Below are 12,587 nucleotides of genomic sequence, written 5' to 3' on the forward strand. Positions count from 1 at the left end.
AGGGCGGCGGCGCGGCGAGTCACTCCTTCGCGTCGTCGCCCTCGTCGGAACTCCCTGCGGAGTCGCCCTCGTCCGCGTCGTCGTGATCCGACTCGTCGTCGTCAGCGTCGTCCGACTCGTCGTCGTCCGACTCGTCGTCGTCGTCCGACTCGTCGTCGTCATCCGACTCGTCGTCGTCATCCGCGTCGTCGTCATCCAACTCGTCGTCGTCCGCGTCGTCGTCCGACTCGTCGTCGTCCGACTCGTCGTCGTCCGACTCGTCCTCGTCCTCGTCGTCGTCGTCATCCGACTCGTCGTCGTCCGCGTCGTCGTCGAGCTCGTCGATGTCGACGCCGTCGACGTCGCCCGCGTGGAGGATCCTCGATCCGTCCTCGTCGAAGTCCGCTGCGTCGAGGTCGTCGACGTCGTCGAGACCCTCGAGGTCCTCATCGAGCTCTTCGTCGGCGGCAGCGTGCGGCGTCTCGGCCAAGGCCGCCTGGGCGGCCTGATACTCGGCGAGTCGCACGGCCCACGGCACCCAGTCGGGAGCGAGCAGTGCACCGTCGCCGGGCAGCAGCTCGACCTCGAGCACGGTCGGCTCAGCGTCTTCGACGCGCGCGAGGCTCACGGTCCAGAACCATCCCGGATAACCGGGGAGCCGGTTCTCGAAGCGCAGCGAGACGACACCGCCGCGCTCGACGCGGTGGCCGGCGACCTCACCGATCGTCGATGCCGGCGTGATCTCCCGCAGTGCCGCGAGCGCCAGGTCGTGCGACTCGAACAGCGACGGGTCGGGCTCGACGTCAGGCTCAGGCTCAGGGACCGACTCGGCCTCGATCTGGACCTCGGGCCCCGACTCGGACTCCGCTTCCACGCCGGCCCCGGGCTCGACATCCGTCTCCGGCTCCGCGGTCGACTTCGCCTCGGCAGCGGGCTGCAGGTCGGCTTCAGCCTCAGCCTCGACGTCTGCCTCCGTCTCAGCCTCGGCAGGCTCCGGGGACGGGGCATCCGTCACCGAGGCGACCTCGCTCTCATCGACCTCCGGCGCGTCGCTCGACGGCGACTCGCCGTCGAGCGGGCCGTCGGCCGGATCAGTCGTCGAGTTCATCCGCGACCTTGCGCAGCACGGCCGCGACCTTCTTCGAGTGGGCTCCGCTGGGGTAGCGGCCGCGACGCAGGTCGCCGCCGATCCCGTCGAGCAGCTTCACGAGGTCTTCGATGATGATGGCCATGTCGTCCGCGGGCTTGCGCGAGCGCTTCGCGAGGCTGACGGGGGCCTCGAGCACCCGCACCGACAGCGCCTGGAGCCCGCGCTTGCCGTCGGCGACGCCGAACTCGAGACGGGCGCCGGCCTTGGGCGCCGGGGTGCCTGCGGGCAGGGCCGTGGCGTGCAGGAAGACGTCCTGGCCGTCATCGGTGACGATGAAGCCGAACCCCTTCTCCTCGTCGTAGAACCTGACCTTGCCGGTGGGCATGGAGACCTCGCTGTGTACGGCGCCGATGTGACGCGGGCATGACGGAACAGGGATCGACAGATCCCGGCCCCCAGCCTACGGCAAGGGGCAGTGTGGCGTCCGCGCCGGGGACCCAGCCGCTAGGCTGAAGCGGATGAGCAAGAACACTCCCGCCGAGGACGTCCCCGTCCGGCGGATCGACCGCATCCTGGCGTTCATGTCGCTGGGCCTGCTCGCGCTGTCGATCGTGAGCTTCTTCGCGATCATGATCGCCTCCGCCTCAGGCGCCGACATGAGCACCGGCATCTGGCCCCTCGTCGGCGTGCTCGTCTACATCGCGCCCGTCATCGCGTTCGCCATGATCCTGGCCGTCCTCATCATGAGCTTCGCGCGGAGGGCTCGGGCGAACCGAGGCGGCTGAGTGGTCTCCGACGAGCGGGCCCTGGCGACCTGGTTGGCCGCGCGCGACGACCACGCCCTGGCCGCGACGCTCGCCGGTCGCGGCGTGCCCGCCTCGTCCTCCTGGCACGACTTCTTCGACGCCGCCGAGGCGCTGATGGATGCCGCATCCCTCGACCGCGCCCTCGTGCGGCTTCCTCGCACCGCCCTCTCCGCCCTCGCGTCCGGCACCCCCATCACCGACGGCGAGCTCACCCGTCTCGCGCTCGTCGCCGAGTCGGGCCATCCGTACGACGCCGTCCAGGACCGCGTCGCCGTCCTGGTGTCCGGCCATCCCGGCGTGTTCGAGCAGCAGCCGCCCGCCGCGGCGCGCATCACGGCCGACGACCGCGCGTCCGCCGCGGCGGCGGAGCGCGCGTTCGGCACGGCGGGCTCACTCGCCGATGTGCTCCTCGCGTGCCTTCATTCGCCGTTCGCGCGGACCGGCTCCGGCTCGGTCAGCGCCGCCGAGCGCAAGCGGCTCACGGACGCGGGCGCCCTCGGCGCGACGGACGACCTCGAAGACCTGCTCGCCGCAGCCGAGGCGGCCGGTCTGGCATCGGCGCAGGAACGACTGTGGAGCGTGACGGCGGCCGGCGAGCGGTGGCTCGAGTCGCCGACCGCCGATCGCTGGGCCATCGTCGCCGAGGGCTTCCGCAGCGCCCTCCCCGATGGCCTCCGCACCGACGACGGCGGGTTCGCCGACCCTTCGTCGTGGCCCGCCGCATATCCCCTCGACCCCGATTGGCCGGCGCGCTCGGCGCGGATCCGCCGGATCGGCGAGAGCTGGGGACTCCTCGGCGCCGACGGCGCGGAGTTCACGTGGACGGCGGCGCTGCGCGACGGCGCGGCGGCGGACGCATCCGGGCTCGCGGCGCACCTTCCCGCCGAGATCGACCGCGTGTATCTGCAGGCGGATCTGACGGCGATCTCCCCCGGCCCGCTGGCACCTGCCCTCGATCTGCGGCTGCGCAGCATCGCCGTGCGCGAATCCCGCGCCCAGGCCTCGACGTACCGCTTCACTGCCGAGTCGCTGGGCGCGGGGATGACCGACGGCGAGACGGCGGGATCGATCCGCGGCTTCCTCGCGGAGATCTCGCTGACAGGCATCCCGCAGCCGCTCGACTACCTCATCGAGAGCACCGCCGCCCGTCACGGGCTCGTGCGGGTGAGGTCGGACGACGCGACGGGACGCACCAGGGTCGAGAGCCCGGATCGGTCGCTGCGCGAGACCATCGCGATCGATCAGGCTCTGCGGCCGCTCGGCCTCCTGTCGGACGGTGACAGCCTGGTCTCGCGGGTCACCCGCGACGGCGTGTACTGGGCTCTGGCCGACGCACGTTACCCGGTGGTCGCCCTCGACGACGACGGCTCTCCCGAGCCCGTCCGCCGGCGCGCGGTCGGATCCGTCGAATCATCCTCGACGACCCCCGCTGCGGCTTACGCGCGCCTGCTCACCGCCCTGCGCAGCGGACACGGCACCGAGGGCGAAGAGGGCTGGCTCGGACGCGAGCTCGAGCAGGCCGTCCGCGCACGCTCCGAGATCGTGGTCGTGGTGAGGATGCCCGACGGGTCGGAGCGCACGATGACGCTGGAGGCGTCGGGGCTCGGCGGCGGGCGGCTCCGCGGCCGCGACCGCGCGGCCGACATCGAGCGGACCCTGCCGGTGTCGAGCATCGTCAGCGTGCGACCCGCGTGAGCGCGCCGCCGCAGCCGCCGCCCCGGTAGACTGGCACGTTATGGCTGACGGCCCCCTTATCGTCCAGAGCGATCGCACCGTACTGCTCGAAGTCGCGCATCCCGACGCCGAGAGCGCCCGGCACGAGCTCGCGATCTTCGCCGAGCTCGAACGCGCCCCCGAGCACATCCACACCTACCGGATCACCCGGCTCGGACTGTGGAACGCCCGCGCGGCCGGCCACGACGCCTCCGACATGCTCGCGACCCTCGACCGCTGGACGCGCTTCCCGGTGCCTCCCTCGGTGTCGATCGACATCACCGAGACCGTCGGGCGGTACGGACGCCTCGTGATCGAGCGCACCGCTGAGGGCGAGCTGGTGCTGCGGTCGACGGATGCCGCGGTCCTCGCCGAAGTGTCGAAGAACAAGCGCATCCAGCCGCTGCTCATCGGCCGCCCCTCGCCCGACACATTCGTGATCGACGCGTGGGCGCGGGGCCACATCAAGCAGGAGCTCCTCAAGATCGGATGGCCCGCCGAGGATCTCGCGGGCTACACGCCGGGGACGCCGCATCCGATCGATCTCGCGGAGGACGGCTGGAACCTGCGTCCCTACCAGCGCCAGGCGGTCGACATCTTCACCGACGGGGGCTCGGGCGTCGTCGTGCTCCCCTGCGGCGCGGGCAAGACGCTCGTCGGCGCGGGAGCGATGGCGGCGACCAAGACGACGACGCTGATCCTCGTGACGAACACGGTGAGCGCACGGCAGTGGCGCGACGAGCTGCTCAAGCGCACGTCGCTCACGCCCGAGGAGATCGGCGAGTACTCGGGGCAGTCCAAAGAGATCAAGCCGGTCACCATCGCGACGTACCAGATCCTCACGGCGAAGCGGAAGGGCGAGTACGCGCACCTCGCGCTGCTCGACGCCCTGGACTGGGGTCTCATCGTCTACGACGAGGTGCACCTTCTCCCCGCTCCCGTCTTCAAGCTCACCGCCGACCTGCAGGCGCGACGACGCCTCGGTCTGACGGCGACGCTCGTGCGCGAGGACGGCCGCGAGGGCGACGTGTTCAGCCTCATCGGCCCCAAGCGCTTCGACGCCCCCTGGAAGGAGATCGAGGCCCAGGGCTTCATCTCGCCCGCCGTCTGCTATGAAGTGCGCGTCGACCTGCCCGCAGGCGACCGCCTGGAGTACGCCGCCGCCGCCGACGACGAGCGCTACCGCCTCGCCGCCACCGCACCGGCCAAGATCGGGGTCGTGCGGAGGCTCGTCGAACGCCACGCCGGCGAGCGCATCCTCGTGATCGGCCAGTACCTCGACCAGATCGATGTGCTCGCCGAGGCGCTCGACGCCCCGAAGATCACGGGCGCGACGCCCGTCGACGAGCGCGAGCAGCTCTACCAGGCGTTCCGCGTCGGCGAGATCTCGCTGCTCGTCGTGTCGAAGGTCGCGAACTTCTCGATCGACCTGCCCGAGGCATCCGTCGCCATCCAGGTCTCGGGATCGTTCGGCTCGCGCCAGGAGGAGGCGCAGCGGCTCGGCCGCCTGCTTCGGCCCAAGGAGTCCGGCAACACCGCGAGCTTCTACACGCTCATCGCCCGCGACACGGTCGACCAGGACTTCGCGCAGAACCGCCAGCGATTCCTCGCCGAGCAGGGATACGCCTACACGATCCTCGACGCCGACGGCATCGCCGCCTGATCGCGCCGGTGGGCGACCCCGCTCCATGCCGAGCGTGCACGAACGACAGCTCCCCGGCCGTCCGGTCGTCGTTCGTGCACTCTCGGCTAGGCGCGCCCGCCGCTCAGTCCGCGAGAAACGCGGCGATGCGCCGAGCCGCCTCGCCGGGGTTGTCGTCGACGAGGAAGTGCGCGACTGCATCAGCGCCTGACAGGGCGCGTCTACGCCTCTCCGGGTGATATCCAGACAGCGCAACGCATCCATCGCCATAATGAGGGCATGACTGCACCTCGCATCCTCGTCGTGGACGACGAGCCGAACATCCGCGACCTGCTCATCACGAGCCTCCGCTTCGCGGGGTTCCAGGTGAAGGCCGTGTCCAACGGCGCCCAGACGATCTCCGCCGTGCTCGAAGAGGAACCTGACCTCATCATCCTCGACGTGATGCTGCCCGACATGAACGGGTTCAGCGTGACGAAGCGCCTCCGCGGCGCCGGCTACACCGCGCCGATCCTGTTCCTGACGGCGAAGGACGAGACCGAGGACAAGATCACCGGGCTGAACGCCGGCGGCGACGACTACGTCACCAAGCCGTTCAGCCTCGATGAGATCGTCGCTCGAATCCAGGCGATCCTGCGGCGCACGATGCAGGCCGACGAGGAGTCGATGATCCGCGCGGGCGAGCTGACGATGGACCAGGACACCCATGACGTCCAGGTCGGCGAGGCGAGCATCGACCTCAGTCCGACCGAGTTCAAGCTCCTCCGCTACCTCATGCTCAACCCGAACCGGGTGCTGTCGAAGGCGCAGATCCTCGACCACGTGTGGGAGTACGACTTCAACGGCGACGCGGGCATCGTCGAGAGCTACATCTCCTACCTTCGCCGCAAGATCGACCCGCACTCGAGCGAGCCGCTCATCCAGACCAAGCGCGGCTTCGGCTACATGCTGAAGGCGGGCAAGTCCGCGTAGCCCGCGGGACGAGTCGAGGGAGCCGCTCTGGCGCACAAGACGGACGCGATCACCCGGTGGTGGCGCGGCACCAGCCTGCGCGCGAAGGTCACCGGGGTGACGGTCGCCGTGCTCGCGCTCGGACTGGTCGCCACCGGCGCCGGCGCGACGCTGTTCCTCCGCAACGCCCTCATCGCGAACCTCAACAGCACGGTCGAGCAGGTGGCCGCCACCGAGATCGGGGCGACGATGTTCGACATCGAGATCGTCGACGGCGTGGTGACGGCCTCCCAGAAGCCCGATGTGCCGCCGAGCGAGTATCACGTCGCGCTCTACCAGTCCGCGCAGCCGGGCGCCTTCATCATCTCGGCCGGCGGCGGTGAGCCCGCCCCCGATTTCCCGCTCGAGTTCCCGCTCGAGAAGGCGTACACCGAGGGGCAGGCCGCCTTCGAGCTGACGGATGCCGAGAGCGGCGCGCGCTTCCGCGCCAGCGTCGCCCCGCTGGAGGTGCCGGGCGGGGTCTTCCTGCCGCAGCTCGTCGCGATGCCCGTCGCTCCCGTCAACCAGGTCGTCGCGACCTTCCTCGGCATCTACACGGTGCTCGCCATCATCACGCTGATCATCGGCGCCGTCGCCACCCGATGGCTGGTGACCCTCACGTTCCGCAGCCTCGGGCAGGTCGAGACGACCGCCGACGCGATCGCCGGCGGCGACTTCAGCCTCCGGATGACCGACATCGAGCCCACGAAGACGGAGGTGGGGCGCCTCAAGGTCGCGATCAACGCGATGCTCGATCGCGTGGACGCCGCCCTCTCTCAGCGTGACGCGACGGTGCGCCAGATGCGGCGCTTCATCGGCGACGCGAGCCATGAGCTGCGCACGCCGCTCGTGACCGTGCGCGGGTATGCCGAGCTGTACCGGATGGGCGCCATCCGGGGCGACGAGGACGTCACACAGTCGATGGAGCGCATCGAGAAGGAGGCGATCCGGATGGGCGTCCTCGTGGAGGACCTGCTGGCCCTGGCGCGACTCGACGAGCGTCGCGACGTGGTCATCGCCCCCGTCGACCTCCGTCCGATCGCGAGGGATGCCGCGCTCGACCTGCGTGCGTCGGCGCCGCAGCGGCCCGTGACCGTGATCGACACCACCGCGGAGGATCAGGTCGCGCCTCCCTCGCCCGACGAGCCCGCCGACGACGTGCCCGAGAAGCGCCGGCCGACGCCCACGGCGCTCACCAGAGCAGGTGCGACGCTGTCGCTGCTGCGCCGGCGACCCAAGCCGGTGCCGGCGACCAGCGCGACGGGCGCGCGCGAGCTGCCGCCGATCGCACCCGTCGCGGAGGCGCTTCCCGCAGCCGGCGAGCTCGTCCCCGTCGTGCTCGGCGACGAGAACCGCGTCCGCCAGGTGGTGACGAACCTGATCGGCAACGCCCGGCGGTTCACCGCAGAGGACTCCCCTCTCGAACTCCGCGTGGGCGTCGACGCGGCTGCGGCGATGGGGTGGGTCGAGATCGTGGACCACGGTGAGGGCGTCCCCGACCAGATCAAGGACAAGATCTTCCAGCGCTTCTGGAGGGCAGACACCTCCCGCACCCGCGAGACCGGCGGTTCCGGCCTGGGGCTGTCGATCGTGGCATCGATCGTCGAGGCCCTTCACGGCTCGGTGGGGGTCACCGACACCCCCGGCGGCGGTGCGACCTTCCGGGTGTCGTTCCCCCTCGCGGAGTCTCGGGATGCAGCGGAGCACCTGCAGATCGCGACGCAGCCCATCGAGCGGCTCCGGCTCGATTCCGACTGACCACCGCTCCTCCCCAGCACTGCGCACCGGGCGACCAGTCCACCGCCGAGCGACGCAGCCCGGGAGCGGGCCGGCACGGCTCGTAGCGTGGCGGACACACGCGGGCGCGGCATCCGGTCGCCCCGACGAAGGGAGCAATCATGGCCGTCTTCTCCGTCGACAGCGATGCGGTCCTCGCCACCACCACCGCCGTGCGGGGCACGATCGAGCGGCTCCAGGCCGAGTCCAACGCGATGATGACGCAGCTCACGCAGCTGCAGTCCTCGTGGACCGGCTCGGCGTCGATCGCGTTCCACACGGTCGTCGACCAGTGGCGGGCGACCCAGCGCCAGGTCGAGGAATCGCTCGCGGGGATCAACATCGCCCTCGCCGCCGCCGGGCGTCAGTATGCAGAAGCCGAGCTCGCCACGACGAGCCTGTTCCGCTGATCCGGCGTCCGCCCCCGGAATGACGAAGGGCCCCTCCCGGAGGAGGGGCCCTTCGTTTCAGCTACGCGTTGCGCGGGCTGGGCTTCCGGATCAGAAGTCCATGCCACCCGTCGGGTCGCCGGCCGGAGCCGAGACCTTCTCGGGCTTGTCGGCGACGACGGCCTCGGTGGTGAGGAACAGACCGGCGATCGAGGCTGCGTTCTGCAGCGCCGAGCGCGTGACCTTCACCGGGTCGTTGATGCCGGCGGCCAGCATGTCGACGTACTCGCCCGTGGCGGCGTTGAGGCCCTGGCCCGAGGGGAGCTCGGCGACCTTGTTCGCGACCACGCCGGGCTCGAGGCCCGCGTTGAGGGCGATCTGCTTGAGCGGAGCCTCGATCGCGACGCGCACGATGTTCGCACCCGTCGCCTCGTCGCCCGTGAGCTCGAGGTTCTCGAACGCGACCTTGCCTGCCTGGATGAGCGCGACGCCACCACCGGGGACGATGCCCTCCTCGACGGCCGCCTTCGCGTTGCGGACGGCGTCCTCGATGCGGTGCTTGCGCTCCTTGAGCTCGACCTCGGTCGCCGCACCCGCCTTGATGACGGCGACGCCGCCGGCGAGCTTGGCGAGACGCTCCTGGAGCTTCTCGCGGTCGTAGTCGCTGTCGGTGTTCTCGATCTCGCGACGGATCTGGGTCACGCGACCCTCGAGCTGGCCGGCGTCGCCGGCACCCTCGATGATCGTGGTCTCGTCCTTCGTGATGATGACCTTGCGGGCACGGCCGAGCAGGTCGAGGGTGGCGTTCTCGAGCTTGAGACCGACTTCCTCGGTGATGACCTGGCCACCCGTGAGGATCGCGATGTCCTGCAGCTGAGCCTTGCGGCGGTCGCCGAAGCCCGGAGCCTTGACGGCGACCGACTTGAAGATGCCGCGGATCTTGTTCAGCACCAGGGTCGCGAGGGCTTCGCCCTCGACGTCCTCGGCGATGATCAGGAGCTCCTTGCCGTCCTGGATCACCTTGTCGACGATCGGCAGAAGGTCCTTGATGTTCGAGATCTTCTGGTTCGCGATGAGGATGTACGGGTCCTCGAAGACGGCCTCCTGGCGCTCCGGGTCCGTGACGAAGTAGGGGTTGATGTAACCCTTGTCGAAGCGCATGCCCTCGGTGAGCTCGAGCTCGGTGCCGAAGGTCTGCGACTCCTCGACGGTGACGACGCCCTCCTTGCCGACCTTGTCGATCGCCTCGGCGATCAGCGCGCCGATCTCGGGGTCGCCGGCGGAGATGGAAGCCGTGGCGGCGATCTCCTCCTTGGTCTCGACCTCCTTGGCGTCGGCGAGCAGCTGGGTCGTGATGGCCGCGACGGCCTTCTCGATGCCCTTCTTGAGCGAGATGGGGTCGGCGCCGGCCGCGACGTTGCGCAGGCCCTCGCGCACGAGCGCCTGAGCGAGCACGACCGACGTGGTGGTGCCGTCGCCCGCGACGTCGTCGGTCTTCTTGGCGACCTCCTTGACGAGCTCCGCGCCGATCTTCTCGTACGGGTCGTCGAGCTCGATCTCCTTGGCGATGGAGACGCCGTCGTTCGTGATGGTGGGAGCGCCCCACTTCTTCTCGAGCACGACGTTGCGACCGCGGGGGCCAAGCGTCACCTTGACGGCGTCGGCCAGGATGTTCAGGCCGCGCTCGAGGCCGCGGCGGGCCTCCTCATCGAAAGCGATGATCTTTGCCATGTGTGTTTCGTCCTCCCAGGACGGGGCGTATGGATTAGCACTCGACAAACCGGAGTGCTAATCCATTCTGGCACTCCCCCCTAGGGAGTGCAAGCCGCCGCGAAGGGTGCCGCAACACGCAGAAACGGGATGCCGCGGCATCCCGTTCCCCGAACGTGCGGGCGTCTGCGGTCAGACGACGCGCACCGACTCGGCCTGCGGGCCCTTCTGGCCGGTGCCGACGGTGAACTCGACCGTCTGGCCTTCCTCGAGCACGCGGAAGCCCGACATGTCGATGTTCGAGTAGTGGACGAAGACGTCCTGCCCTTCCGCCGTGATGAAGCCGAAGCCCTTCTCGGCGTTGAACCACTTGACGGTGCCCTGAGTCATTGCGAATCTCCTGTAGCTGGTGCGACAGGCATCATCGTATGCACGGCGCGCTACCGCCAGGCGTCCTCTCCGGGACTTGTTGACACGGTGGAATAGAAGTGTTTACCGGCGCGAAACACTCGCCCCGCGCCCGGCGTTCAGGGAGTCGGCGTCGAGGTCTGACCGGCCGCCGTGCGGTCGAGCCCGATCACGACGGTGAGCTGTCTGGTCGAGGGGTCGGCGGGCTGATAGACGTCGCTCTGCTCGATGCGCGCGCCGCCGATCACGTCGGCGAGACCCGCGGCCGCCGCCTGGTCCTCGGGGGCGAGGTAGTAGACGGTCGTCTCGGCGAAGTCGTCGGCGCTCGCGTCGCTGGGCAGCACGCCGCTGTCGGGCCAGCCGGCCGCCACGACGACATCCTTCATCTGCGTCGCGAGTCCCTGCTCCGGCGTCGCGTTGAGGATGACGACCTGGTACGACGTGTCGAGGACCGGGGTCACCTCGGCGGTGGGCGCGGCAGTGGGCGCCGGAGTCGGGAAGAGCTCGATGCGACCCGAGGCCAGGAGCGTGCCGAAGATGCCCACTGCGATCAGCACGATCGTCGCGAGGGCGGCCCACAGCAGCACGACCCAGCCGCGCATCCGGGGGTTCTCGGCTCGGTGGGCGCCGACGCGGTCCGCGTCCGGAAGATCGTCGAAGCGATCCCGGGGGAAGGTCGTTTTCGGCACCTGACGATGCTACCGGGAGAGGCCGTGTGAGCCCGCGCAGACGGGCGGGACAGCCGGCATCGGACGCATCAGTGCAGGTCTCCCGCCGCATGGCCGACGCGCGCCAGAGCACGGGCGTCGCGGAGCCGGCGGAGCCGCTTGACCAGCATCGGATCGTGGGCCTGGGCATCGGCAGTGTCGATCAGACGGCCGAGCAGCTGGTAATAGCGGGCGGGCGAGAGCCCGAGGTCGGCGCGGATCGCCTCCTCCTTGGCTCCGGCGTGACGCCGCCACTCCCCCTCGAAGGCGAGGATGGCGAGATCGCGGTCGGAGAGGGGCACGGCCCCCACGCTAGCCGCGAAAGGACGGCCCGCCGGCGCGCCACTCCACGGAGCCGCCGAGCGGGTCGACAGCGGCCAGGGGCACGCCGTCGCGACCGAGGACGAATCCGCCCCAGGTCTCCGGATCGACGGGCGGATCCCACGCTTTGTGGAGCCCCGGCGGATCGATCGAGATCCAGACGGCGTCGAGCTCGCGCACGGCCGCGATGAGTCGCTCGCGCCCCGCCCGGGGGATGTGCGGAAGCACACCGGGCGTGGTCACGACGAGGGTGGCGTCCGCCGGCGCGAGGTCGGCCGCCGCCCGCAGCACCGCGGGATCGGAGGCGTCGCCCGCGATCATCACGGGCGGGTCGGCGGCGGCGATGTCGAGCGCTGCCTCGATGCGTGCGGCGCGCCCGCGCTCCCCCGGCCACACGAGGGCTGTGAGGAAGCGACGGTCGTCGGGGTCGCCCGGGTCGAGGGGCGCGAGGTCGACCCCCGCGCGCCACACCACGTCGGGCAGTCTCAGCGGCGGGTCGCCGGTCACGTCGCAGGCGAGCACCACGCGCGACGGGCCCGTCGCCGGGTCGAGCTGGGGACCGCCGCGGAATCGGTACGAGTACCGGTCGGGGAAGAGGCACAGGCCCGCACTCGCGCCGAGCTCGAGGAGGGCGATCGGACCGTCCACCGTGCTCAGCGCCGGAAGGAGAGCGGCGCACCGCTGCGGCTCGTTGGTCTGCAGACTCCGGCGGGATGCCTCGGCCACCACCTCGTCGGCGTGCGCGGCCATCCACTCCGACCATGCCGCGAACGGCGCCTCGGGCGCGCCGAGCATGCGGCTGACGGCGAAGACGAGGGGAGGCTGCCTCCGCGTCTCGGGGATGCGGGCCAGGATCGCGGCCACGTCCGCGTCCGCAGCCACGCCCGCCGCCCAGTCGGCGTAGAGGTCGGAGCGCCCGGGCGCCTCATCGCGCGCGAAGCGTGCGAAGCGCTCGGCGACGGCGGCTGCGGCATCCGGTCCCATGCCCCCATTCTCGCGGGCAACGCCCAGCCCTCGCGGAGCGGCGGTCGTCGGACTGGGGTTGAATGGAGGGGA

General features: G+C 70.6%; 13 protein-coding genes. 6 read left to right on the top strand and 7 right to left on the bottom strand.

Going from position 1 to position 12,587, the window contains the following annotated elements; translation table 11 throughout:
* Nucleotides 1-19: 19 nt before the first annotated feature.
* Nucleotides 20-1,087, bottom strand: a complete 1,068-nt coding sequence (locus EER34_RS15090) for a DUF3027 domain-containing protein (protein ID WP_127476180.1) — start codon at nt 1,085-1,087, stop codon at nt 20-22.
* Nucleotides 1,071-1,454, bottom strand: coding sequence for a cold-shock protein (locus EER34_RS15095; RefSeq protein WP_127476182.1), 384 nt, complete (start codon nt 1,452-1,454; stop codon nt 1,071-1,073). The genes EER34_RS15090 and EER34_RS15095 overlap by 17 nt, the downstream gene beginning before the upstream one ends.
* Nucleotides 1,455-1,587: 133 nt before the next feature.
* On the opposite strand from EER34_RS15095, the gene EER34_RS15100 reads away from it, so the two are divergent.
* The 6 genes from EER34_RS15100 (at nt 1,588) to EER34_RS15125 (ending at nt 8,406) form a co-directional block, all read left to right on the top strand.
* Nucleotides 1,588-1,854: a multidrug ABC transporter ATPase gene (locus EER34_RS15100; protein ID WP_127476183.1), complete on the top strand. Its 267-nt coding sequence runs from the start codon at nt 1,588-1,590 to the stop codon at nt 1,852-1,854.
* Nucleotides 1,855-3,570, top strand: coding sequence for a helicase-associated domain-containing protein (locus EER34_RS15105; RefSeq protein ID WP_127476185.1), 1,716 nt, complete (start codon nt 1,855-1,857; stop codon nt 3,568-3,570).
* Between the two features lie 40 nt (nt 3,571-3,610).
* The gene (locus EER34_RS15110; RefSeq protein WP_127476186.1) at nt 3,611-5,251 is read left to right on the top strand and encodes a DNA repair helicase XPB; all 1,641 of its coding nucleotides are present in this window, start codon (nt 3,611-3,613) and stop codon (nt 5,249-5,251) included.
* A gap of 258 nt (nt 5,252-5,509) precedes the next feature.
* Nucleotides 5,510-6,202 carry a response regulator transcription factor gene (locus EER34_RS15115; RefSeq protein WP_127476188.1) on the top strand — a complete coding sequence of 231 codons (693 nt, stop codon included), beginning with the start codon at nt 5,510-5,512 and terminating at the stop codon, nt 6,200-6,202.
* Nucleotides 6,203-6,298: 96 nt separating this feature from the next.
* A complete protein-coding gene (locus EER34_RS15120; RefSeq protein ID WP_127476190.1) occupies nt 6,299-7,978 on the top strand; it encodes a sensor histidine kinase in 1,680 nt (559 codons plus the stop codon).
* 140 nt (nt 7,979-8,118) lie between these two features.
* Nucleotides 8,119-8,406, top strand: a complete 288-nt coding sequence (locus EER34_RS15125) for a WXG100 family type VII secretion target (RefSeq protein ID WP_127476191.1) — start codon at nt 8,119-8,121, stop codon at nt 8,404-8,406.
* Nucleotides 8,407-8,496: 90 nt separating this feature from the next.
* On the opposite strand, the gene groL is transcribed toward EER34_RS15125, so the two are convergent.
* From groL to EER34_RS15150, 5 genes are all read right to left on the bottom strand, one after another.
* Entirely contained in the window at nt 8,497-10,116 is a 1,620-nt protein-coding gene (gene groL / locus EER34_RS15130; protein ID WP_127476193.1) for a chaperonin GroEL, read from the bottom strand.
* Nucleotides 10,117-10,287: 171 nt separating this feature from the next.
* Nucleotides 10,288-10,485: a cold-shock protein gene (locus EER34_RS15135; protein ID WP_127476195.1), complete on the bottom strand. Its 198-nt coding sequence runs from the start codon at nt 10,483-10,485 to the stop codon at nt 10,288-10,290.
* A gap of 137 nt (nt 10,486-10,622) precedes the next feature.
* On the bottom strand, nt 10,623-11,192 hold the full coding sequence (locus EER34_RS15140; RefSeq protein WP_127476196.1) for a LytR C-terminal domain-containing protein: 570 nt from the start codon (nt 11,190-11,192) through the stop codon (nt 10,623-10,625).
* A 68-nt stretch (nt 11,193-11,260) separates the two neighbouring features.
* On the bottom strand, nt 11,261-11,512 hold the full coding sequence (locus EER34_RS15145) for a DUF3263 domain-containing protein (protein ID WP_127476198.1): 252 nt from the start codon (nt 11,510-11,512) through the stop codon (nt 11,261-11,263).
* A gap of 10 nt (nt 11,513-11,522) precedes the next feature.
* Nucleotides 11,523-12,515, bottom strand: coding sequence for a DUF2332 domain-containing protein (locus EER34_RS15150; RefSeq protein WP_127476200.1), 993 nt, complete (start codon nt 12,513-12,515; stop codon nt 11,523-11,525).
* Nucleotides 12,516-12,587 lie beyond the last annotated feature (72 nt).

This window comes from Microbacterium sulfonylureivorans (assembly GCF_003999995.1).
In the GTDB taxonomy this organism is placed as follows: domain Bacteria; phylum Actinomycetota; class Actinomycetes; order Actinomycetales; family Microbacteriaceae; genus Microbacterium; species Microbacterium sulfonylureivorans.